At 70.3% G+C, this 22,697-nt stretch carries 19 protein-coding genes, 1 tRNA gene and 2 pseudogenes; 5 read left to right on the forward strand and 17 right to left on the reverse strand.

Features of this window, described 5'->3' with window-relative positions; translation table 11 throughout:
- Positions 1 to 4 precede the first annotated feature (4 nt).
- Together ADK36_RS27190 and ADK36_RS27195 are read right to left on the reverse strand one after the other, a co-directional pair.
- Positions 5 to 256: a DUF397 domain-containing protein gene (locus ADK36_RS27190; RefSeq protein WP_048584721.1), complete on the reverse strand. Its 252-nt coding sequence runs from the start codon at positions 254 to 256 to the stop codon at positions 5 to 7.
- Positions 253 to 1,098, reverse strand: a complete 846-nt coding sequence (locus ADK36_RS27195; RefSeq protein ID WP_048584722.1) for a helix-turn-helix domain-containing protein — start codon at positions 1,096 to 1,098, stop codon at positions 253 to 255. Before ADK36_RS27195 ends, ADK36_RS27190 begins: the two co-directional genes overlap by 4 nt.
- A 137-nt stretch (positions 1,099 to 1,235) precedes the next feature.
- Here ADK36_RS27195 and ADK36_RS27200 point away from each other — a divergent pair.
- Positions 1,236 to 1,673, forward strand: a pseudogene (locus ADK36_RS27200) (ATP-binding protein); the annotation flags it as partial.
- Positions 1,674 to 2,064: 391 nt separating this feature from the next.
- On the opposite strand, the gene ADK36_RS27205 reads toward ADK36_RS27200, so the two are convergent.
- On the reverse strand, positions 2,065 to 4,323 hold the full coding sequence (locus tag ADK36_RS27205) for an MMPL family transporter (RefSeq protein ID WP_048584723.1): 2,259 nt from the start codon (positions 4,321 to 4,323) through the stop codon (positions 2,065 to 2,067).
- A 132-nt stretch (positions 4,324 to 4,455) separates the two neighbouring features.
- Positions 4,456 to 5,061, reverse strand: coding sequence for a TetR/AcrR family transcriptional regulator (locus tag ADK36_RS27210; RefSeq protein ID WP_048584724.1), 606 nt, complete (start codon positions 5,059 to 5,061; stop codon positions 4,456 to 4,458).
- A 168-nt stretch (positions 5,062 to 5,229) separates the two neighbouring features.
- On the opposite strand from ADK36_RS27210, the gene ADK36_RS27215 reads away from it, so the two are divergent.
- Positions 5,230 to 8,496, forward strand: coding sequence for a S41 family peptidase (locus ADK36_RS27215; protein ID WP_048584725.1), 3,267 nt, complete (start codon positions 5,230 to 5,232; stop codon positions 8,494 to 8,496).
- Between the two features lie 158 nt (positions 8,497 to 8,654).
- Here ADK36_RS27215 and ADK36_RS27220 read toward each other — a convergent pair whose 3' ends face one another.
- From ADK36_RS27220 to ADK36_RS27235, 4 genes are all read right to left on the reverse strand, one after another.
- Positions 8,655 to 8,849: a hypothetical protein gene (locus ADK36_RS27220; RefSeq protein ID WP_048584726.1), complete on the reverse strand. Its 195-nt coding sequence runs from the start codon at positions 8,847 to 8,849 to the stop codon at positions 8,655 to 8,657.
- A 91-nt stretch (positions 8,850 to 8,940) separates the two neighbouring features.
- Complete coding sequence (locus tag ADK36_RS27225; RefSeq protein WP_048584727.1) at positions 8,941 to 9,825, reverse strand: SDR family oxidoreductase; 885 nt, start codon at positions 9,823 to 9,825, stop codon at positions 8,941 to 8,943.
- Entirely contained in the window at positions 9,822 to 10,739 is a 918-nt protein-coding gene (locus ADK36_RS27230; RefSeq protein ID WP_048584728.1) for an alpha/beta fold hydrolase, read from the reverse strand. Before ADK36_RS27230 ends, ADK36_RS27225 begins: the two co-directional genes overlap by 4 nt.
- Positions 10,736 to 12,235, reverse strand: a complete 1,500-nt coding sequence (locus ADK36_RS27235; RefSeq protein WP_048584729.1) for a flavin-containing monooxygenase — start codon at positions 12,233 to 12,235, stop codon at positions 10,736 to 10,738. Before ADK36_RS27235 ends, ADK36_RS27230 begins: the two co-directional genes overlap by 4 nt.
- A 163-nt stretch (positions 12,236 to 12,398) precedes the next feature.
- Between ADK36_RS27235 and ADK36_RS27240 the strand changes: the two genes are divergently transcribed.
- Positions 12,399 to 13,040: a MerR family transcriptional regulator gene (locus ADK36_RS27240; protein WP_107083867.1), complete on the forward strand. Its 642-nt coding sequence runs from the start codon at positions 12,399 to 12,401 to the stop codon at positions 13,038 to 13,040.
- Positions 13,041 to 13,159: 119 nt separating this feature from the next.
- On the opposite strand, the gene ADK36_RS27245 is transcribed toward ADK36_RS27240, so the two are convergent.
- The gene (locus tag ADK36_RS27245) at positions 13,160 to 13,963 is read right to left on the reverse strand and encodes an exodeoxyribonuclease III (protein WP_048584730.1); all 804 of its coding nucleotides are present in this window, start codon (positions 13,961 to 13,963) and stop codon (positions 13,160 to 13,162) included.
- A 477-nt stretch (positions 13,964 to 14,440) separates the two neighbouring features.
- On the opposite strand from ADK36_RS27245, the gene ADK36_RS27250 reads away from it, so the two are divergent.
- Positions 14,441 to 14,683, forward strand: coding sequence for a hypothetical protein (locus ADK36_RS27250; RefSeq protein ID WP_159029264.1), 243 nt, complete (start codon positions 14,441 to 14,443; stop codon positions 14,681 to 14,683).
- Positions 14,684 to 15,115: 432 nt separating this feature from the next.
- Entirely contained in the window at positions 15,116 to 15,592 is a 477-nt protein-coding gene (locus ADK36_RS27255; protein WP_048584756.1) for a GNAT family N-acetyltransferase, read from the forward strand.
- A 15-nt stretch (positions 15,593 to 15,607) separates the two neighbouring features.
- On the opposite strand, the pseudogene ADK36_RS27260 reads toward ADK36_RS27255, so the two are convergent.
- From ADK36_RS27260 to galU, 8 genes and pseudogenes are all read right to left on the reverse strand, one after another.
- Positions 15,608 to 16,854 (reverse strand): annotated as a pseudogene (locus ADK36_RS27260) (MFS transporter).
- Positions 16,855 to 16,959: 105 nt separating this feature from the next.
- A tRNA-Ala gene (locus ADK36_RS27265) sits at positions 16,960 to 17,033 on the reverse strand.
- A gap of 71 nt (positions 17,034 to 17,104) precedes the next feature.
- The gene (gene glpR / locus ADK36_RS27270; protein WP_053199407.1) at positions 17,105 to 18,412 is read right to left on the reverse strand and encodes a gephyrin-like molybdotransferase receptor GlpR; all 1,308 of its coding nucleotides are present in this window, start codon (positions 18,410 to 18,412) and stop codon (positions 17,105 to 17,107) included.
- Positions 18,413 to 18,584: 172 nt separating this feature from the next.
- A complete protein-coding gene (locus ADK36_RS27275; protein ID WP_078916525.1) occupies positions 18,585 to 19,277 on the reverse strand; it encodes a GNAT family N-acetyltransferase in 693 nt (230 codons plus the stop codon).
- Positions 19,278 to 19,297: 20 nt separating this feature from the next.
- Positions 19,298 to 19,798 carry a MogA/MoaB family molybdenum cofactor biosynthesis protein gene (locus ADK36_RS27280; protein WP_048584734.1) on the reverse strand — a complete coding sequence of 167 codons (501 nt, stop codon included), beginning with the start codon at positions 19,796 to 19,798 and terminating at the stop codon, positions 19,298 to 19,300.
- The gene (gene moaC / locus ADK36_RS27285; RefSeq protein ID WP_048584735.1) at positions 19,795 to 20,289 is read right to left on the reverse strand and encodes a cyclic pyranopterin monophosphate synthase MoaC; all 495 of its coding nucleotides are present in this window, start codon (positions 20,287 to 20,289) and stop codon (positions 19,795 to 19,797) included. Before moaC ends, ADK36_RS27280 begins: the two co-directional genes overlap by 4 nt.
- 86 nt (positions 20,290 to 20,375) lie before the next feature.
- On the reverse strand, positions 20,376 to 21,698 hold the full coding sequence (gene glp, locus ADK36_RS27290; RefSeq protein ID WP_048584736.1) for a gephyrin-like molybdotransferase Glp: 1,323 nt from the start codon (positions 21,696 to 21,698) through the stop codon (positions 20,376 to 20,378).
- A 4-nt stretch (positions 21,699 to 21,702) separates the two neighbouring features.
- Positions 21,703 to 22,605, reverse strand: a complete 903-nt coding sequence (gene galU, locus ADK36_RS27295) for a UTP--glucose-1-phosphate uridylyltransferase GalU (RefSeq protein ID WP_048584758.1) — start codon at positions 22,603 to 22,605, stop codon at positions 21,703 to 21,705.
- Positions 22,606 to 22,697: the final 92 nt, after the last annotated feature.

A 22,697-nucleotide genomic window follows, 5' to 3' on the forward strand; every position in this document is an offset into this window, starting at 1 on the left:
AGCCTCAGGCTAGCGAAACGGATGCGACGAAGAGGGTCCAAGTGGTCGGGGCGACGGTGAGGTGGAGGGCCTCGGGTGTCTTGGAGTCGCGGATGTGGATGGTGGCGGGGGTGGTGGCGACCTCGACGCAGTCGCCGGGTTCGCTGCTGTCGCTGTAGCTGCTCTTGATCCAGTCCAGCGCGACTTCGACGCAGTCGCCGGGATCGCTGCTGCTGCTGTAGCTGCTCTTGAACCAGTGGAGTTGCGAGGTGCTCATAGTCTCCCCAGCGCTTGCTCGATGAAGGCCTGCGACTCCCTCGGCGTGAGAGCCTGCGCCCGGATCATGCCATAGCGCAGCTCAAGGATCCGGAGATCCTTGGGGCTTGAGACCGGGCGGGCGTTGAACACGCCGCTGGAACGTCCGATCGCCGTACCGTCGGCAAACTTCAGTACCTGAATCAGGCCCGACGCTCCGGCGTTCTCCTGCCGGTCGGTCGGCATGACCTGGAGCGTGACGTTCCGCAACTGCGCTACCTCCAAGAGGTGTTCGAGCTGTCGGCGTAGCACCATCTTCCCACCGTAGGGCCGTTCGAGTGTCACCTGTTCCTGGACGAAACTGAGCGTCGGAGCGGGCTCCCGCTCGAAGACGGCCTTCCGAGCCATGCGTGCGGCGGTCTCCCGCTCCACGACGTCTTCGGTGAGCGCAGGTTGCCTCATCTCGAACAGCGATCGTGCGTACTCCGGCGTCTGCAACAGGCCGTGGAGGTTGTGGCTGCCATACAGCAGCATCTCCACTGCCCGCCTCTCCAAGTCCGCTAGATCGCGCACCTTCTTCGGGTACCGAGCCTGCTCCATGTCCCGCTTGAACGCCTTGAGATGCCCCTGCGCCTTCAGGACGCCGTCCACCCTGTCCAGGAACTCCGGCCGAGGAATCCGCTGCCCCCGCTCGATCTTGCGGATCATGTCCTCGCCGTAGCCCATGACCTCCGCGAGGTCGGCCACCCGCATCCCCGCCGCCTCCCGGCACACCTTCAGCAGTCGCCCCACCGCCTGGACCACCGGCTCGATCTCGTCCCCGGGCTCGACATCCCAACCGGCCTCGTCCGCCACCTCGTTCATGCCCCACCTCCACCGCGCAGTCGTACCCGAACAACCCCTGAGACAGCCGAGACAGCACGAGACAAACCCGGGACAGTCCCGCTACGCACGGCTGCGATCACTCACCCAGGGAAACCGATCACGCCACTCTGAGTGACATGAACCGCGAGATGACTGCCCCTGAAAACGAACTCACCCACACCATCCGCAACTTCAGCGTGCTGCTGTCCCCAACGCCCCGCGGCGCCCGCCTCGCCCGCCTCCTCGCGAGGGAACAACTCCGCACTTGGGGAGTCCCGTTGGACCCGGCGGAACACATCGTCGCGGAGCTGGCCAACAACGCCACCACCCACGGCCGCGTCCCCGGCCGCGACTTCCGCCTGACGCTCTACGTCGTCGCCGACACCCTCCGCATCGAGGTCACGGACACCCGCGGCGACCGGCTGCCCTGCCTCGTCCCGCCCTCCGCTCCGGACGCCGAGTCCGGCCGGGGCTTGCTCCTCGTGGAAGCGCTCGCCGACCGATGGGGCGTGGCGCCGGGGCCGGATCCGCGCAAGACGGCGTGGGCGGAGGTGAAGGTGCAGACGGGTGAGCCCGCACGCCGGATCTTCCGGTCCGCGGGCGCGAGCGACAGTGGTCGAACCGACACCTCCGAGAGCACGGACAGCGAGATCAGCCAGATCATCGACGAGCGCATGACGAACCGGGCATCCGGCGTCCCGATCGAGGACGTCATGAGGGAAACGCAGGACCGGGGCGAGGCCCGGCAGCGCTTCCTGAAGGCGGGCCAGCAGTGGGACGAAAACGGTTTCCGGCGGCGCCACACGGCGGAGAGGGGCTTCCCGGACGAGGACCGCATGGAAGAGGGCATCGACAGCGATCCGCCGTCGCCCCACCGGCAGGAAGAAGGCCGGTGAGGGCACCCCGTCCCCACGGAGCCCTCACCGGCTGGTCTACTTCAATGGTCGTACTTCAGACGGCGGCCGGTCAGACGCGCACCAGCTCCCGGTCCCGGTCGCCGTCCTCGTCCTTGTCGGTCTGCGCCCGCAGCCCCTCGCCCTCGACGTCCACGTTCGGCAGAGCGCGGTCCAGCCACTTCGGGAGCCACCAGGCCTTCTCGCCGAGGAGGGCCAGGACCGCCGGGACGATGGCCATCCGGACGACGAACGCGTCGAAGAGGACGGCGATCGCGAGGCCGAAGCCGATCATCTTGACCATCGACTCGCTGGCGCCGATGAAGCCGGCGAACACGGCGATCATGATGAGCGCGGCGGCAACCACCACCCGGGCACTGTGCCGGAACCCGGTCACCACGGCCTGGCTCGGCTTCTCGCCGTGGACGTACGCCTCGCGCATCCGCGTCACCAGGAACACCTCGTAGTCCATGGCCAGGCCGAAGACCACGCCGACCATGAAGATCGGCATCATCGACATGACCGGCCCGGTCTCCTCGACCCCGAAGAGGCTCGCGAGCCAGCCCCACTGGAAGACCGCCACGACCGCGCCGAGCGACGCCAGCACCGACAGCAGGAAGCCGAGGGCCGCTTTCAGCGGGACCAGGATGGAGCGGAACACCAGGATCAGGAGCAGGAAGGCGAGGCCCACGACCAGGATCAGATACGGCACCAGCGCGTCGTTCAGCTTCTGCGAGAAGTCGATGTTCATCGCCGTCGTGCCGGTGACCAGCACGCTCGCGTCCGTGTCGGACTTGATCTCGGCACCCGCGTCACGGATGGAGTGCACCAGGTCCTCGGTCGAGACCGACGAGGGCTTGGAGTCGGGAACCACGGTGATCATCGCCGTGTCGCCCGCCTTGTTGTACGTCGCCGGGGTCACCGTCACGACGTCCTTGAGACCCTTGATCTCGCTGGTGACGTCGTTGACGACGTTCTTGGGGGCATCGCTGGCCTTGGCGTCGACGACGACCATGAGCGGGCCGTTGAAGCCGGGGCCGAAGCCCTCCGAGAGCAGGTCGTAGGCACGGCGCTGCGTGGTCGAGGTCGGCTGCGAGCCGTCGTCCGGCAGGCCCAGTTCGAGGGAGGTCGCCGGGAGGGCCGCGGCACCGAGGCCGACGACGCCGAGGAGGAGGACGGCCACGGGACGGCGTACGACGAAGCTCGCCCAGCGCGTGCCCATGTTCGGCTTGACCGGATCGGCGTTGGCCGAAGCCGCCTTGCCTGCAGCCGCCTTGTCCGCGGCGGCCTTCTTGCGGCCTCCGAGGAGCTTGCCCTTCTCGCCGACCGGCCTCACCTTGCGGCCCGCGTAGCCGAGCAGCGCGGGGACCATGGTCAGCGCGATCAGCACCGCGATCACGACGGTGCCGGCGGCCGCGAGGCCCATCTTCGTGAGCATCGGGACGTTGACGACGGCCAGGCCGGCCAGTGCGATCACCACGGTGAGACCGGCGAAGACCACCGCGGAGCCCGCCGTGCCGGTGGCCCGGCCGACCGCCTCCTCGCGGTCGCGGCCCTCGGCGAGTTCGGCGCGGTACCGGGAGACGATGAACAGCGCGTAGTCGATGCCGACCGCGAGGCCGATCATCATGGCCAGGGTGGAGGTGGTGGAGCCCAGGTCCAGTGCGTTGGCCAGCGCGGTGATCACCGAGACGCCGATGCCGACGCCGATGAGGGCGGTGAGCAGCGGGAGTCCGGCCGCGACCAGCGAGCCGAAGGTGATGACGAGGACGACCGCGGCGACGGCGAGACCGATGATCTCGGAGGCGGCCGCCTCGGGCGCCGCCTGGAGCGCGTCACCGCCGATCTCCACGGTCAGCCCCGCGTCCCGCGCCTGCTGGCCGGCGTCCTCCAGGGCGTCCCTGCTGGCGTCCTTCAGCTCCATGCCGGGGACCTCGTACCGCACGGAGGCGTACGCGATCGTGCCGTCCTTGCTGACGGCGTGCGCCTGGTAGGGGTCGGCGACGGAGACGACCTCGGAGCCGTCGGACAGCTCCTTCACGGTCTTCTCGACGGTCGCCTTGTTGGCAGTGTCCGTCATCTTCTCGCCGTCCGGCGCCTTGAAGACGACACGGGCGGTACCGCCGTCCGCGCTGCTGCCGGGGAAACGCTGTTCTAGCAGGTCGAACGCCTTCTGCGCTTCCGTGCCCGGAATGGAGAAGGAGGTGGATCCGGCACTGGGGGCGCTGGCCGCGCCGACGCCGGCGAGCGCCAGCAGGGCGACCCATATCAGGGCGACGAAGTGCCGTCGCCGGAAGGCGAGCCGGCCGATTTTGTAGAGGAACGTGGCCACGAAGGCGTCTCCCGGTCAGGTCGTGGGTTACTTCTGGGCAGGGGTGATCAGCCCGACGACGTGAGCGGTTACGTCAGGTGGAGGGCTTGCTGGGGCTTACTGGGGAGGGGGCTCGTCAGCTGCGGGGACTCGTCAGCTGACGGGCGCGCCGAGGGCGGGGAGGACCACGGCGTCGATGTACGAAAGGAGGAACGCCTGGGTGGGCGGCTGCTCGTCGAGCAGCGTGCGGGCGACGAACGCGCCGAGCATCATGTGCATCATGAATCCGGCGGCCGGGTTGTCCGCGGAGACCTCGCCCCGCTCGACCGCCCGCTGCACGATGCGACGGAATTCCGCGATCTCCGGTTCGACGAGATGCTCGCGAAACGCCTGCAGCAGGTCCGGATTGCCGTGGACCGCCATGGCCAGCCCCCGCATCAGCGCGGAGTTCTGCTCCATCTCGCAGTCGTCCGAGCGCAGGGTGAGGGCGTGCAGATCGCCACGGAGAGATCCGGTGTCGATCTCTTCGAGGCCGAGGCCGCCCGGCTTGCTGTGCCGCACCGCCTTCGCCACCAGCTCGGCCTTGCCGCCCCACTGGCGGTAGAGGGTGGCCTTGCTGGACCGGGTGCGGGCCGCCACGGCGTCCATGGTCAGCGCGTCGTAGCCGACTTCCCGGAGCAGGTCGAGCACGGCCCCGTACAACTCGGCCTCGCGCTCGGGAGTGATACGACTGCGACGCGCCGTTGCGACCTCAGTCATGCCTCTCTCCACCTTCCCACTCCGAACGACACTGTTTCGTACACAACGAATGTAGCGCATCTCTCAGCGAAACGAAACGGTTTCGTTCGTGTTGTGGGTCACGCTTCGCCGTCACGACACGACTTGTCATAAGTTGCCCAGGTCCGTCCGCGGGAAAAGCATGGGGACGTGAGCTATCTGCGCCTGCCGCACCTCCATGACGACCTGTTGTGCTTCGTGGCCGAGGACGACCTGTGGCTGTCCCCCCTCGACGGCCGGGGCCGCGCCTGGCGGCTCACCGTGGACCGCACCAAGGTGGGCCACCCCCGCTTCTCCCCCGACGGCCGCCATCTCGCGTACACGAGCTGGCGGAGCCTCGTCCCCGAGATCCACCTGGTCGCGGTCGACGGCGGACCGGGCCGCCAGCTCACCCACTGGGGGTCGGCGGACACCCGGGTGTGCGGCTGGACACCCGAGGGCGTGATCCTCGCCGTCGCCTCCCACGGCGAGCCCTTCTCCCACTTCACCTGGGCCTACAAGGTCCACCCCGACGGCGACCCCGGCAGCAAGCTCCCCTGGGGGCCGTGCTCCGACCTCCAGGTCGCCGACCTCGACGGCGAGCGCAAGAGCCTGCTCCTGACCGGCACCCCACCGCACGAACCCGCCTCCTGGAAGCGCTACCGGGGCGGGGCCATGGGCCGCCTGTGGCTGCACGGCGAACGCCTGCTCGCGGACATCGGCGGCCATCTCGACTCCCCCATGTTCGTCGGCGGCCGGATCGCCTTCCTCTCCGACCACGAGGGCGTCGGCAACCTCTACTCGTGCGCCTACGACGGCTCCGACCTGCGCCGCCACACCGACCACGACGCCTTCTACGCCCGGCACGCCGCGAGTGACGGCACCCGGGTGGTGTACCAGTGCGCGGGCGACCTGTGGATCGTGGACGACCTCAGCGCCGGCTCCGAGCCGCGCCGCCTGGACGTGCGCCTCAGCGGCTCGGGCGCCGGCCGCCGCAGGTACCAGGTGCCGGCCGCCCAGCACATCGACGGCATCTCGGTCGACGAGACGGGCCGCGCGAGCGCCGTGGTCGTCCGCGGCAGCCTCTACTGGCTCACCCACCGGGACGGCCCGGCCCGCACGATCACCGACACCCCCGGCGTACGGGTCCGGCTCCCGGAGATGCTCGGTTCGGCCGGGCAGGTCGCGTATGTGACGGACGCCGAGGGCGAGGACGCCGTCGAGATCGCCTATCTGCCCCGCGCGACCGGCGACCGCGAGCCACGCCGGCTGGCCTCCGGCGAACTGGGCCGGGTCCTGGAGATGGTCGCCGACCCGCAGGGCGAGCGCCTCGCGATCGCCGCGCACGACGGACGACTGCTTCTTCTGACTGTGCCTGACGATGCGGCTGACGCCGCGGGCACAGAGGACTCGAACGGTGAGGTCACCGAGCTGATCCGGTCGGTCAACGGCCCCGTCCGGGACCTGGCCTTCTCCCCGGACGGCAGCTGGCTGACCTGGTCGCACCCCGGAATCGGCCGCTCCCTCCGCCAGATCAAACTGGCCCGTATAAGGGACACCCTGATCGTCGACGTCACCAACGGCCGCTTCGAGGACGAGAACCCGGTGTTCACCCGGGACGGCCGCTACCTGGCCTTCCTCTCCTGGCGCGGCTTCGACCCGGTGTACGACGTCCACACCGGCGACCTCTCCTTCCCGCTGGGCTGTCGCCCCTACCTGGTCCCCCTCTCCTCCGCGACCCCCTCCCCCTTCGCGCTGACCCCCGAGGGGCGCCCGGCCGCCGGCGGCCTGGACCCGGTGGAGGACGACGAGGGCGGGACCGGCGGCCCGCCGACCGTCGAGATCGAGGGCCTGGAGAGCCGGGTCACGCCCTTCCCGGTCGGCGCCTCCAAGTACTCGGCGCTGTACCCGGTGGCGGGCGGCGGACTGGTCTGGCTGCGCTGGCCGATCTCGGGCGCGCTGGGCGAGACGTTCGCCAACCCGGACGACACGACCGGCCGGCCGACCCTCGAACACTTCAACATCAGCAAGGCGAAGAAGACCGAACTCGTCGACCACCTGGACTGGTTCGCGGTAAGCGGCGACGGCAGCCGCCTGGTCCTGGTCGACGAGGGCGACCTGCGGGGGGTGCCCGCCTCCGAGTCCGGCGACAGCGACACGACGGTGTGGATCGACCTACGCCGCATCCTGCACGAGGTCGACCCGGCGGCGGAGTGGAGGCAGGCGTACGCGGAGGCGGGCCGGCTGATCAGGGCGTACTTCTGGGAGCCCGGGATGTGCGGCATCGACTGGGACGCGGTCCTCGCCCAGTACCGACCCCTGGTCGAACGGGTCGCCTCCCCCGACGAGTTCGCCGACCTGCTCCGCGAGGTGCTGGGCGAACTGGGCACCTCGCACGCCTACGTCACGGCCGCCCGCCGCAACGAGGGCCCCCCGCACTACCAGCGCTGGCAGGGCCTGCTGGGCGCCAACTTCGTACGCCGCGACGACGGCTGGACGGTCCGGCGCATCCTCCCCGGCGAATCGTCCGACTCCAAGGCCCGCTCCCCGCTGGCGGGCACGGGAATCCGCGAGGGCGCGGTGCTCACCCACGTCGACGGCCGCCCCGTGGACGCCGTCACCGGCCCCTACCCACTGCTCGCCGGGGCCGGCGGTACGACGGTGGAGCTGACCTTCACCCCGGCGGAGGGCGAGGCGGGGCGGGCCCGGCGCGTGGCCGTGGTCCCCCTGATCGACGAACGCCCGCTCCGCTACCAGGACTGGGTCGCCAAACGCCGCGCCGTCGTCCGCGAGTTGAGCGGCGGCTGCTGCGGCTACCTCCACATCCCGGACATGGGCGGCTCGGGCTGGGCCCAGTTCAACCGGGACCTGCGCATGGAGATGTCCCGCCCCGCCCTGATCGTCGACGTACGCGGCAACGCGGGCGGCCACATCAGCGAGCTGGTGGTGGAGAAACTGACCCGCACGATCCTCGGCTGGGACCTGACGAGGAACGCCCAGCCGGTGTCGTACGCGTCGAACGCCCCGAGGGGACCGGTGGTCGCCCTGGCCGACGAGGCGACGTCATCCGACGGCGACATGATCACGGCAGCCTTCAAACTCCTGAAGCTCGGCCCGGTCGTCGGCCAACGCACCTGGGGCGGAGTCGTCGGCATGACCGGCCGCCACCGCCTTGGCGACGGCACGGTGATCACGGTCCCGATGAACGCGGCCTGGTTCGACGCGTACGGCTGGACCATCGAGAACAAGGGCGTCACCCCGGACGTCGAGGTCCTGCGCACCCCACTGGACTGGGCGGAGGGCCGCCACGCCCAACTGAAGGACGCGGTTCAACTGGCCCTGCAGCTGTTGGAGACCAACCCTCCGGCAACGCCCCCGGACTACGCACACGTACCGGACCGATCACGTCCAAAGCTGCCGCCGAGGACAACCCCCTAGGGGCGCGGGACCGTTTCAATCCGCGGCTCCGCCGCACGGGCACGACCAGCCCCCACCGGCCCGCACCCGACGACGAACCCCGAACGGCACAGCAAACGCGGGGCACCCACCAAACAGGGGGCACCCCGCGTTCACATCAGCTGAGCCGAGGACGACGCCTACCGGTCGTAGTCCTGGTCAAAGCGCTCCTCGTCCTCACGCGTCGGACGCTCACGCTCGTCCTCCCGCTGCGGCCGCTGCGGACGGCCACGCTCCTGCGGCCGCTCCGGACGACCCCGCTCCGGCTGACCGTGCTGACGCGCACGCTGCTGAAGCTGCTCGGACTTCTCCTGGAACTGGTCCTTCATACCCATGTGGGTTCACTCCCGTAGTGAGTGGGGGGGGATTGGCCCCTCGGTGGGGCCTCGACCAGATTCACACGGGCGATAACCCCACGCATGTCGATCAGTTACGCCGCGTAGTCCTCGCCTGCTCATCGGCGGCGCCGCCGGCCCCGACCAACCCCGTCCGCACCCCCTGCAGCCGCCCACCGAACCGCCGCATCTCGCGCTGCCCCACGGTCCCGATGAGCCCCGGCAGATACCCGCGCACCCCCTGCATCCCACGCAGCCACCACTGCGCGTACACATGACTCGACCGCCGCTCGATCCCGGCCACGATCCGGTCGACAGCCGGCCCCAGCGGATAGGTCTTGTTGGACGGCCACGGCAGCCGCTTCCTCAACTCCCGCATGACATCGTCCTGATCGGCTCCCCGCACCATGTCGGTGTCCGTCCAGGACAGATACCCGACCCCCACCCGCACGCCCTTGTAACCGACTTCGGCCCGCAGACTGTGCGCGTACGCCTCCACACCCGACTTGGACGCGCAGTACGCCGTCATCATCGGCGCGGGAGTGATCGCCGCGAGCGAGGCGATCTGCAGCAGGTACCCCCGGCTCTCCGTCAGCACCGGCAGAAACGCCCGCGCCGTCACCGCCGACCCGATGAGATTGACCTCGATGACCCGCCGCCAGGACTCCGGATCGGAGTCCATGAAGGGCCCCCCACTCGCGACCCCCGCGTTGGCGACGACGATGTCGACCTTCCCGAACCGCTCCTTCACCTCCCGCGCGACGACGGCCATCGCCTCATGGTCCGTCACATCGGCGTACCAGTGGTCACTCTCGCTGTGCAGCCGTTCGGAGACCTGCTTGAGGGCGTCCGGCTCCAGCCCGACGAGCGCCACCTTCGCCCCGCGCGCGGAGAGCTTGCGGGCGAGCAGCTCGCCGACGCCACGCGCCGCCCCCGTCACCACGGCGACCTGCCCTTCGAGGCTCACCCTGCTCATGCGTCCTCCTTGATCGTCGCGTACGTCGTGATGAGCTCGCGTATCTTCCCGGTCACCAGCTCGGGCGCCTCGACCGGCGTCATGTGCCCGAGGCCGGGCAGTTCGGTGACGCCGAGGCACTGCGGCAGCGCGGCGGCCAGCGAGTGCGCGTGCACCGGCGGGGTCAGCCGGTCGGCGGTGCCGACGACCACCGCGGTCGGCACCGCCAACTCCCGTACGCCGTGGTCGAGATCGAGCAGATCCAGCACATGCGACCAGGCGTGCCGCACCTTGCGCGGGCACGCGTGCACGATCCGCGCGCACGCCTCGACCATGTGCGGGGCCGAACCGGGGCCCATAGTGCCGTACTTGAGGATCGCCCTGGCGACCGGCGTGACCGGCCCGAGCGGCGCCCGGGAGCCGAGGATCTGCTTCGTGAGCCAGGTCCGCAGCCGCCCCGGCCGCATCGGTACGAGCGTCGACTCGACGACCAGCCGGGAGGAGCCGGTGCTGCACAGCAGGACGGCGACGGCATGCTCGCGGAACCCCGGGCGCGTGGCGGCGGCCATCACCGTCATGCCGCCCATGGAGTGGCCGACGATCACGGCCTTCTCGCCGGGTGCGAGGGTCGCCTTCAGTACGGCTTCCAGGTCGTCGGCGAGCACGTCGGCGCTGCATGCCGGGCTCGCCGGGCTGCGTCCGTGGCCGCGCTGGTCGTATGCGATGACCCGGTGGTCGGCGGCCAGTTCCCGGATCTGCGCGGCCCAGAAGGCGGTCGAGCAGGTCCAGCCGTGCGCGAGCACGACGGCGGGCGCGTCCTCGGGGCCGTGCACCTCTATGTGCAGCCGGGCGCCGTCGGCGGATGCGGCCGTCAGCTCACGGGCGGGGGCGGGCGGGGCGTACGGCCCGGACTTCACGTGCATGAGACGGCTCACGCGGTCACCTCGGCGCTTTCCTTGACGGTGGCCCGGACCACGGCGTACTCCGACAGGTCCACGCGCCGCGTGGCCCGCCGGAACTCGGTCGTCGTACCGGGCCAGATGGTGGTGTTGCGGCCGTTCGCATCGAGGTACCAGCTCGTGCAGCCGCCCGTGTTCCACACGGTTCGCTTCATGCGTTCCTGGACCCGCCGGTTCCAGGCGTGCACGGCACTCGGCCGCGCGTCGAGGGCGACCCGCCCGCCGAGGACGCCCAACTGCCGTACGAAATCGGCCATGTAGTTCAGCTGGGACTCGATCATCAGGATCATCGAGGAGTTCCCGAGTCCCGTATTGGGTCCGATGACGGTCATCCAGTTCGGGAACCCCGCCGCGGAGGCACCCCGCAGCGCTTCCATCCCGCCCTTCCATGCCTCGGCGAGCGTCTTGCCCTCCGCCCCCACCACCCGGTCGGCGATGGGCATGTCGGTGACATGGAACCCCGTACCGAAGACGATCGCGTCGACCTCGGCCTCGGTCCCGTCGGCGGCCACGACGGTCGAGCCGCGGACCTCGCTCAGCCCGCCGGCCACCACGTCCACGTTGGGCTGGGCGAGCGCCGGATAGTAGACGCTGCTCAGCAGGATCCGCTTGCAGCCGATGCGGTAGTCGGGGGTCAGCTTGGCGCGCAGGGCCGGGTCCTTGATGGACCGGGCCATGTTCCGCTTGGCGAGCTGCTCGACGAACCCCAGCTCACCCGGGTGCTTGGTGAACGCCTGGACCTGAAGCTCCCGGATGCCCCACAGCAGTCCGCGGCGCAGCTGCGCGGTGAAGGGCAGGGCCCGGTGCAGGGAGCGTTCGGCGCCGCTGATGGCGCGGTCGACGCGGGGCATGACCCAGGGCGGGGTGCGCTGGAAGAGGGTGAGCCGCTCGACGTCGGGCTGGATGGTCGGCACGATCTGGATGGCGGAGGCGCCGGTGCCGACCATGGCGACCCGCTTGCCGCGCAGGTCGTAGTCGTGGTCCCAGCGGGCGGAGTGGAAGACCTTGCCGGGGAAGGAGTCGAGCCCCGGGATGTCGGGGATCTTGGGGTCGGACAGCGGCCCGGTGGCGGAGACGACGAAGTCGGCCGCCAGGTTCCCGCCGCTGGTCTCGATGTCCCAGCACAGCCGCTCGCCGTTCCAGGTCATCCGCTTCACCTCCGAGTTGAAGCGGAGGTGCGGCCGCAGCCCGAAGACATCGGTGACGTGCTCCAGATAGGCCCGGATGTGCTCCTGCCCGGAGAAGGCGCGCGGCCAGTCGGGATTGGGCGCGAAGGAGAACGAGTACAGATGGGACGGCACATCACAGGCGCACCCCGGATAGCTGTTGTCCCGCCAGGTGCCGCCGACGCTGTCGGCGCGCTCCAGGACGACGAAGTCGGTGACGCCCTCGCGCCGCAGCCGTACGGCGGCCCCCAGTCCGCCGAACCCGGACCCGACCACCGCGACCCGCACATGTTCGCGTTCGGCCATGCCTGTGCCTCCATGCTTCACCCGGAACCGGAACCATGCCAGTGAACACTGGCGCAATGGGGAGACTAGAGCAGGTCCGTACCCACCGGTAGGGGTCGAACCGAGGACGTTGGCATCAGCGGCCGCCGCCGCGGGTACCGGCGGTACGCCTTAAGGTGCCAAGGTGACCGAGAAGCGTGAATACCGCATGGAGGAGATCGCCCACCTGGCCGGCATCACGGTGCGCACCCTGCGGTTCTACCGCGAACGCAAGCTGATCCCACCACCCCGCCGCGAGGGCCGCATCGCCTGGTACGACGACCACCACCTGGCCCGCCTGCGCACGATCTCGGCCCTACTGGAGCGCGGTCACACCCTGAACGGCATCGCGGAGCTCGCCGACGCCCTCGACCACGGCCGCGGCGTCGCCGACCTCCTCGGCGTCGACGCCCCCACCGAGGAGGAGCCGGTCCGCCTCACCCCCGAGGAACTCGCCGCCCGCTTCGAGGGCGAGGTCACCCCCGAGAACCTCGCCGCCGCCATGGACCTCGGCTATCTCAGCACCGACGGCGACGAGATCGTCCACATCAGCCGCCGCCTGCTGGACGTCTCCTCCGCCCTGGTGCGCGAGGGCATCCCGCTCGCGGAGGTCCTGGCGGCGGGCAAGCGCGTCCGTGAACACGTGGACGCGTTGGCGGAGATGTTCGCCGAACTGGTCCTGCGCCACGCCCACGAGGAGGACCTCCAGCGGCTTCGCCCGCTGGCGAGGAGCGTGGTGGAGGCGGAGCTTTCGCTGGCGCTGGACCGCCGCCTGCGCAAGCGATAGCGCCCTCAAAGGGGCGCGGGGCCGTATCGATGTCCGGCTCCGCCGCGTGGGCGCGACCAGCACGACGGCGCCTCGGCGGACGACGAACGATCGCGGTACTTCCGTAAGCCGCGAAGCGCTCAGCGGTCGTAGACCACCGTCACCGGCGCATGATCCGACCACCGCTCGGCATGCGTCGCCGCCCGCTCCACGTACGCCTTGAGCGCCCTGCCCGCCAGCCCCGGCGTCGCGACGTGGTAGTCGATGCGCCAGCCCGTGTCGTTGTCGAAGGCCCGCCCGCGGTACGACCACCACGAGTACGGCCCCTCGACGTCCGGGTGCAGCGACCGTACGACGTCGACATAGCCGCCCGCCGAAGGCGCGAACACCTCGCCGAGCCACTCCCGCTCCTCCGGCAGGAACCCGGAGTTCTTGGTGTTGCCGCGCCAGTTCTTCAGGTCGGCCTGCTGGTGGGCGATGTTCCAGTCACCGCAGACGACGACCTCGCGACCGTCGGCGGCGGCGCGTTCGCGCAGGTCCTTCAGATAGGCCAGGAACTCGCCCATGAAGCGGACCTTCTCGTCCTGCCGCTCGGTGCCGACCTCGCCCGAGGGGAGGTAGAGAGAGGCGACCGTCACACCGGGCAGGTCGGCCTCGACGTAACGCCCGCTGTCGTCGAACTCACTCGACCCGAAGCCGACCTGGATGCGGTCGGGCTCACGGCGGGTGTAGAGGGAGACGCCGGCGCGGCCCTTGGCGGCGGCGGGCGCGTGCACGACATGCCATCCGTCGGGCGTACGCACATGCTCCGGCAGCTGCTGCGGCTCCGCGCGCACCTCCTGGAGGCACAGCACATCGGCTTCGGTACCGGCGAGCCACTCCACGAAGCCCTTCTTCGCGGCGGCCCGCAGCCCGTTCACATTCACAGAGGTCACGGTCAGCAAAACACTCTCCAGAGCAAAGGCGGACGCAGGCACGCTACTGGACGGCGGCGCCCTCCCTTGCCGACGCCCACGGGCAGGCTGGCCGGCCTCGCGCTGGAGGGGTGCGGGAGGAGTGCGAGAGGAGTGCGGGCGGAGTGCGAATGCGTGCCGAACCCGGGGTGCAAACGTGAAGGCCCGACATTCCTTCCGCTAACCGGCTCTGACACCAAGTCACAAAAGACCCCGCCTCAAATCCCGGTCAAATCCCTTCAGGCCTGAGCGATCTTGTGCCTAGGGTCATACATGACCGGAAGGCGGCACTCCTGACCAGAGTCCGCCGGTCCAATCAATAAGAATCGGGGATTCTCCAAAATGAAGCGCGTCATATCGAGCACGCTGTCCGCCGCCCTTCTCAGCGGCGCCCTCATAATGGGTTCGGGCACCGCGTCAGCCGCCACCGAGTCGCAGCCTGTCGCCAAGGCTCCGACGGCTCACATCATGGTTGACCCGATCGAAGAACAGCGGTCGCTGTGCACCGTCTACCACAGCAAGACCGCCTGCGCCTCGCTTCTGCACAACAACAAGATGACCAAGATCGTCAAGAACTGCCTGGTCAAGGCCGCGATCGGCGGGGCAGCCGCGTTGGTCGTCGGCAAGTTCATCAGCAAGGACGCGGCCGAGGACATCGCCGGAAAGGTCGTCGTCGCAGGGGCGGCGGCCTGCCTGTCGTCCTTCGCGTAAAACTAGGAGCGCACCAATGACGGCCAAGATTCTTGTCACGCTCGCCTGGGCCGCCGTACTTGTCGGAGCGAACAAACTACTCACCGGCACCGAATGGGCTCAATACGTGGCCACATTCGTTCTGGGCGGCGCCTACGTCCTACTGATAAACAAAGTCAGCAAGCCCTCCGTCCGGAACAGCCAAAACTAAAGGGCCGTTTTCGAACGGTTCTCGCTCAAAGCAGGAATCAAATCAGCGGGGCCGCTCTACCCTTCAGAGCCACTGCCGCGCATGGACGTTCCCCCGTCCGGAAGCCCCGGGCTGGGGAACGTCGTCTCCTCCAGCCCTGCGCCCGCCCTCCCACGCGGCACACGGCACGGCACCCATGCCTGCCCCTGGACCATGTCCGGTTCTGGAATCCGGCGAAATTGAACTGATATACGGTGTTCGGCATGGACATACGCCGGGTCGCCTTCGACCACCCCGACGCCGTCAAGCTCAGTGACCAGGTCCAGGCCGAATACGGCGTCCGCTACGGCGACGGGGGCGACGCCACACAGCTGGACGTGACGGACTTCAGGCCGCCGAACGGCCTGTACCTGATCGCGTACGACGCGCTCGGCACCCCCGTCGCCTCCGGGGGCTGGCGCGCCCAGGACGAGAACGACGAGGGCTACGCGGACGGGGACGCCGAGCTCAAGCGGATGTATGTCATCGAGCAGATGCGCGGGCAGGGCCTGGCGCGCCGCATCCTGGCCGCGCTGGAGGAGGACGCGCGGGACGCGGGCCGCAGGCGCATGGTGCTGGAGACCGGGGCCAAGCAGCCGGAGGCGGTGGCGCTGTACACGTCCAGCGGGTACGAGCCGTGCGAGAAGTTCGGCTACTACCGCTTCCACGAGCTGAGCCTCTGTTTCGCCAAGGCGCTGTGACGCGGACGACCGAGGTCAGCCATCGCCCGCATCAGCCGTCACCCGCCGGTTGATGCGATACACGTCCCGCACACAGAGATTGAGCACGGCGGAGGCGACGACGAGACCGGCGCACGCCACCAGGACCATCCGGTTGTCCCAGGTGCCGACCGCGAGGGCGGTGAGCAGATAGCCGAGCGGAACGGCCAGCCGCTCGCCGACGCTGTTGAAGGCGCTCATCCGCCCCAACTCGCCTGGTGGCACATGCTGTTGGAAGGCGGTGGCCCACGCGACGATCGCCACGTCGAGCCCGATCCCCGCGACCAGCGCCGCCAACAGCACCCAGGGCAGCGGCAGTCCCGCTCCAAGGGCGAGCAGGGGCCGGCGAGCGGCGCACCGGCCGCGACGGCCACGACCATCAGCCGGTACGGCCGCCAGCGCAGGCACACCACGGTCCCGGCCAGCAGCCCTGCCGCGAACGCGGCCTGCACGAGCCCCCAGTCACGCGCTCCCGCGTATTCGTCCGCCGCGACGACGGGTCCCAGCAACTGGAACCCGGCCAGCCATGCGGCGACGAGGACGGTCCCGGCAGCCGTATAGGTCCACAGCCACGTCCGCGACCAGAATCCTGCCCACCCGTCCCGTAGGTCGCCGAGCGCGCTGGTGACGGTGACGGGCGTGTCCAGGCGCAGTCCGACCAGCAGGAAGGCGGCGACGGCGAAGCTGAGCGCGTCCCAGGCGAGCGCCCAGGCCGGGCCGCTGACCGCGACGACGACTCCGCCCACGGCCGGCCCGAGCACCTTGACCGCGTTGCCGGGCAGCCTGAGCAGGGCGTTGGCTTGTTGCAACTGCTCCACGGGGACGATCTGGACCACGGCGCCCTGCGCGGCGGGCACGGTGAGGGCCACCGCGGTCCCGGAGACGAAACCGCAGACCGCGATCGAGGTCGTCGACGCGTCTCCCGTGACGACGATCACAGCGAGCGCCCCCTGGGCGACGGCCGCCAGCAGATTGCCGAGGAAGAGCATCCGGCTCCGGGACATCCGGTCCGCGAGCACTCCGCCGACGAGCAGGAACAGCACCGTCGGCACGGTGTTCGTGGCCAGCACCAGCCCGAGGTCCCCGGCTCCGCCGCCCTCCCCGATCACGGAGTAGGCGAGTGCGAGGGGCGCCATGGCGGACCCGGTGGCGGAGACGAGATGGGCCAGCACGAACCGTCGGAAGGCCGCGCTCCGCAGCGGGGCCGTATGCCTCGCCGATAACTCTGCGTCGACCTTCCCCACGCTCCCCCTCGCGATGCCGACACTCGGGCACAGCAAAGATCCCGCCCGATCAACCGATCGGACGGGATCTCTCAACTCCCAGGTTTCCCTGGAGAGTTGTTGCGGTGGACCTGAGGGGATTTGAACCCCTGGCCCCCTCGATGCGAACGAGGTGCGCTACCGGACTGCGCCACAGGCCCTTGCAACGAGTGAAACTTTAGCACCCCGATCGGCCTGCTTGGAAATCCGTTCCCCGCCCGGCCGACGGCCGCTACTCGTTGGCGGCTCGCGGCCGCTCGCCGTCCTCGTACTGGTCGAACAGCGGCGTACGGCCCCGCTCACGTGCCCGGCGGGCGGAGGCGGCCCGGCGGGCGTCGCTACGACCGCCGCCCTCGGCCCTCTCCTCGTCGGGCACCGTATCCCCCGACTCCGCGCCCCGCGCGGAACCGTCCGCGGCGTCGGCGCCCGCCTCCCGGTCCCGGTCCCGGCCGACGGTGCCCGACCGTGCCGAGCTCCACGCGTCCGGCGCGCCGAGGTCCACGTCGGGGGTGGCCCGTGGCGCGACCGGCGCGGTCACATACGTCGGCAGCGGCACCGGCACCGGGTCCCAGCTGTCCCCGTGTCCGGGCCTGCGCTGCCGCTCGCGCTGCTGGTCGACCCACTCCGCGTGGTCGGTCTGCTCGACGAGGGCACGCCGGTCGGCGGCGAGGGCGGACAGTCCGGGGTCGGTGCCTGGTTCGGGCCCCTCGTCGGGCTCGTCGAGGCCCGTACCGGGGTCGGTGGTGCCGCGCCGACGGGACTGGCGCGCATGCTCGCGAAGCCGCTGCGCGGCGGCCTCGGCCTGCTGCCGGTCCATCTGGTAGGCGAAGCGACGGCGCTCCTGGGACCGCAGGTACGCGATGTACCCGCTGAGCAGCACGGCGGGAACGCCGGGCGCCCACAGGAACGCGAGCCCGCCGACCGCGGCGACGATCGCGCCGAGGGTGAAGGCGAGGAAGAGCATCACGGTGGTGCGGCGACGGCGCGCGAGCACCTTCAGGCGCCGGGCGCGTGCTGCTGCCGCCTCGTCCGAGGGTGCTCGCCGCGCGGCGGGCACCCGTTTGCGTGCCTTGGCCGCCGGGCCGGAGCCCGTCTCGGCCGAGGGGGCGCCCGCGCGTTCGGGTGCCTGCCGCGAACCGTGTTCGGGGGCAGGCCGGGAACCGTGTTCGGAAGCCGGCTTGCCCGCCTGCTCCCGCCCGGACTCGCGGGCCGGCTCCGGGCGCGCTGATGCCTGTGCCGGGACCGGTGCCTGGGTCTGCGGACGGGTCGGAGGCATGGCGAAGGCCCGGACGTCCACCGACTCGGTGACGTCGCCCGGGTCATCGGCGCTGAGCTCCCCCTCTTCGGCGGAGCGCGCGCGCAGGTCCTTGGCGTATCGGCGCTCCATCCCCGCCCGTCCGGACAGCAACCGGATGGCTGTGCTGAAGCGTTCCGTCGGACGGGCCTCGTTCAGCTCGTCCTGCCTACGGAGCCACATCGGCACCAAGTAGGCGGCCCAGGCCCCGACAATGACTGCGTAGATGAGGCCGCTGCTGCTCACGCCTCACACGGTAGAGGGGTTTCCGTGAGGCCATCCGCCAATTGAGCCGGTGTGTCGCACGATCTGGCTGATATTTCGAACTTTTTTTGTGACCGATGCGATCAGCAGCCCACCGAGGGCGCGAATTTAATGCCCTGAGGCGGTCATCCGGCGATCAATTTCGAACACTTATTCAATTACCGGGAGGTCTTCGAGCTACGCGGGATTCCCCCTGGGGGTTCTGCCGGGTGTTCTGCCGACGGTCCTGCTCGGTGTCCTGCTGGTTCGACGCGGTCTTCTGCGAGCGTGCCCGATGCCAGCGGCCCAGCAACCCTTCCGGGACCTCTTCCGCCGTGAGCGCGAAGACGAGATGGTCCCGCCAGGCCCCGTCGATGTGGAGATATCGCGGACGCAGCCCCTCCTCGCGGAATCCGAGTTTCTCCACGACTCGGCGGCTGGGCCGGTTCTCGGGGCGAATGCAGACCTCGATGCGGTGCAGCCCGACGCCGCGGAAACAGTGGTCCACGACCAGCGCCACGGCCGTCGGCATCACCCCGCGGCCCGCCACCGCCTCGTCCACCCAGTAGCCGACGTGCCCCGAGCACATCGAGCCCCAGGTGATCCCGGCGACCGTCAACTGCCCGACCAGCCGCCCCTGGTACTCGATGACGAACGGCAGCATCCGGCCCGAGTTCGCCTCGGACCGCAGATGCCGGACCATCTGGCGGTAGGTCGGCCGGTGCGCGATCGGCCCGCTGGGCGTGGGCGGCGGAATGGTCGCCTCCCAGGGCCGCAGCCAGTCCCGGTTGCGCCGGTTGACCTCGCGCCAGGCCCGTTGGTCGCGCATCTTTATCGGCCTCAGGACGACATCGCCGTCCCTCAGCACGACGGGCCAGGATGGGCTGTTCAGCTCACACCCCCACTGCTGGGTCTGGGGTGGTCGCCGCCGCGGATCTGGTCGACGGCGTGGACCAGGAGGGGTTCCAGGACGGCCAGTCCGTCCTTCACCCCGCCGCTGGAACCGGGCAGATTGACGATCAGCGTGCGCCCGGCGACTCCGGCCAGCCCCCGGGACAGTGCCGCCGTGGGCACCTTCTCCCGTCCGAACGCCCTGATCGCCTCGGGAATGCCCGGCACCTCGAAATCGAGGACGGCACGGGTCGCCTCCGGTGTGCGGTCGGTGGGCGAGATGCCGGTGCCGCCGGTGGTGACGATGACGTCGTACCCGGCGTCGACACCGGCGCGCAGGGCGGCCAGGACCGGATCGCCGTCGGGCACGACCTGCGGCCCCTCGACGTCGAAGCCGAAGCCCTGCAGACCCTGGGCGATCAGCGGACCGCCCTTGTCCTCGTAGACCCCGGCGGCAGCCCGGTTGGAGGCGGTGACCACAAGAGCGCGATACGTCATGCCCGGCTCCAGTCGCCCGACTTGCCGCCCGTCTTCTCCTCGACCCGTACGTCCGTGATGACCGCTCCCTTGTCGACCGCCTTCACCATGTCGATCACGGTGAGCGCGGCGACGGAGACCGCGGTGAGGGCCTCCATCTCGACGCCCGTGCGGTCCGTGGTCTTCACGGTGGCCGCGATCTCCACGGCGTCGTCCGCGACCGACAGCTCCAGTTTCACACCCGACACCGACAAGGGGTGACAGAGCGGGATCAGGTCGGGGGTTCGTTTGGCGCCCATGATCCCGGCGATCCGCGCGGTGGCGAGGGCGTCACCCTTGGGGACCCCCTCGCCGCGCAGCAGCTCGACCACGCGGGGCGCGACGAGGACGCGGCCACTGGCGCGGGCGGTGCGCGCGGTCACGTCCTTCTCGGAGACGTCGACCATGCGGGCCGCGCCCGCTTCGTCGATGTGCGTGAGGTGATCCTGGGTGGGTGGGTCCTGCATGCTCATGCTGGTGTGGCGCTCCCGGTCCGGGCCCGCCGCGGTGCGGCGCACGGGCCTGCTGTGCGCGACACGGTACCGCCAACCAGGCCCTCTCAGCCGAGCAGGACCACCTCGACCTCGGTGCCGGGCTCCACGCTCTCCACGTCCTCGGGGACGACGATCAGCGCGTCCGCGTGCGCGAGGGCGGCGATCAGATGGGATCCGGCACCGCCGACCGGCCGCACCGCGCCGTCGGCGTACGTCCCGCGCAGGAACTGCCGGCGCCCCTTGGGCGAGGTCAGCGCCTTGTCCGCGGTCAGGGTCGCGGTCGCCTTCGGCCGGTGGACGTCCTCCAGGCCCATCAGCCTGCGGATCGCGGGGCGCACGAACATCTCGAAGGAGACGTACGACGACACCGGGTTGCCCGGGAGCGCGAGCAGCGGGGTGTGGTCGGGGCCGATGGAGCCGAAGCCCTGGGGCTTGCCCGGCTGCATGGCGAGCTTGCGGAAGTCGATGCCGCTGCCGGCCTCGTCCTCGTCGCCGACGTGCGACAGGGCCTCCTTGACCACGTCGTACGCCCCGACGCTCACGCCGCCGGTGGTGACCATGAGGTCGGCGCGGACGAGCTGGTCCTCGATGGTGGAGCGGAGCGTCTCGGCGTCGTCGGCGACGGCGCCCACGCGGTAGGCGATGGCGCCGGCGTCCCGCGCGGCCGCGGTGAGGGCGAAGCTGTTGGAGTCGTAGATCTGGCCGCCGGACAGCTGCTCGTCGGGCTGGACGAGTTCGCTGCCGGTGGACATCACGACGACCCGCGGGCGCGGGTGTACGCGTACCGTGCCGCGGCCGATCGCGGCGAGCAGCGCGATCTGCGGCGGGCCGAGGACCGTACCGGCTTCGAGGGCGCGGTCGCCGGACTTCACGTCGCTGCCCTTCGCGCGGACGTGCGCGCGTGCCTCGGCCGGCCGGTGGACGTGCACCTGGCCCTGAGCGCCCTCGGGGGCCAGGCTGCGGGCGCGCATCCCGGTGACCGGGCCCTCGCCGAGGCCGCCGTCGGTCCACTCCACCGGGACGACGGTCTCGGCGCCGGGCGGCAGCGGGGCGCCGGTCATGATGCGGGCGGCCTGGCCGGGACCCACGTGAAGCAGGTCGGCCTGGCCCGCCGCGACGTCCCCGACGACCTCCAGGACGGCGGGGAACTCCTCGCTCGCGCCCGCGACATCCGCGACCCGCACCGCGTACCCGTCCATGGAGCTGTTGTCGAACGGCGGCAGGGAGACCGGCACCGTGACGTCGTCGACCAGGACACAGCCCTGGGCGTCGAGCAGTTGCAGCTCGATGGGTTCGAGGGGGCGGACGGTCGCGAGGATGTCCTCCAGGTGTTCGTCCACCGACCAGAGGTGGTCCTGGCCGGCGGGGCGGGGCGCGGCGGTGCTCAACTCGCTACATCTCCTCGGCTACGTAACTGCGAAGCCAGGTCCGGAAGTCCGGGCCCAGGTCTTCACGTTCGCATGCGAGTCTGACAATGGCACGCAGGTAGTCGCCACGGTCGCCGGTGTCATAGCGGCGGCCCTTGAAGACGACACCGTGCACCGGACCGCCGACCTTCTCGTCCTGCGAGAGCTGCTGGAGGGCGTCGGTGAGCTGGATCTCACCGCCGCGACCCGGCTCGGTCTTGCGCAGTATGTCGAAGATGTGCGGGTCGAGGACATAGCGGCCGATGATGGCGTAGTTGGACGGGGCGTCCGCCGCGGCCGGCTTCTCGACGAGGTCGTGCACCTTGACCACGTCGCTGTCGTCGGTGGGGTCCACGGCCGCACAACCGTAGAGGTGGATCTGCTCGGGCGCGACCTCCATCAGCGCGATGACGCTGCCGCCGTGCTGCTCCTGCACCTCGACCATCCGCTTGAGCAGCGGGTCACGCGGGTCGATCAGGTCGTCGCCGAGGAGGACGGCGAAGGGCTCGTGGCCCACGTGGGGGGCCGCGCACAGGACGGCGTGGCCGAGGCCCTTGGGGTCGCCCTGGCGGACGTAGTGCATGGTCGCCAGGTCGCTGGACTCCTGCACCTTCGCGAGCCGGCCGGCGTCGCCCTTCTTCTGCAGGGCCGATTCCAGCTCGTAGTTGCGGTCGAAGTGGTCCTCCAGGGGGCGCTTGTTGCGGCCCGTGATCATGAGGACGTCGTCGAGGCCCGCGGACACGGCCTCTTCGACCACGTACTGGATCGCCGGCTTGTCGACGACCGGCAGCATCTCCTTGGGAGTGGCTTTGGTGGCCGGCAGGAAGCGGGTGCCGAGACCCGCTGCGGGGATGACAGCCTTGCTGATCCGAGGGTGGGACTGAGTCATGCCCGCCACCCTATCCGGTGCCTTAGTAGGGAATCTGAGGCTCCGGTTATTTGGCTCTCTTATGAGCACATTGGGAAGGGTACGGGAGCAAC

The organism is Streptomyces viridochromogenes, from assembly GCF_001270495.1.
In the GTDB taxonomy this organism is placed as follows: Bacteria; Actinomycetota; Actinomycetes; order Streptomycetales; family Streptomycetaceae; genus Streptomyces; species Streptomyces viridochromogenes_A.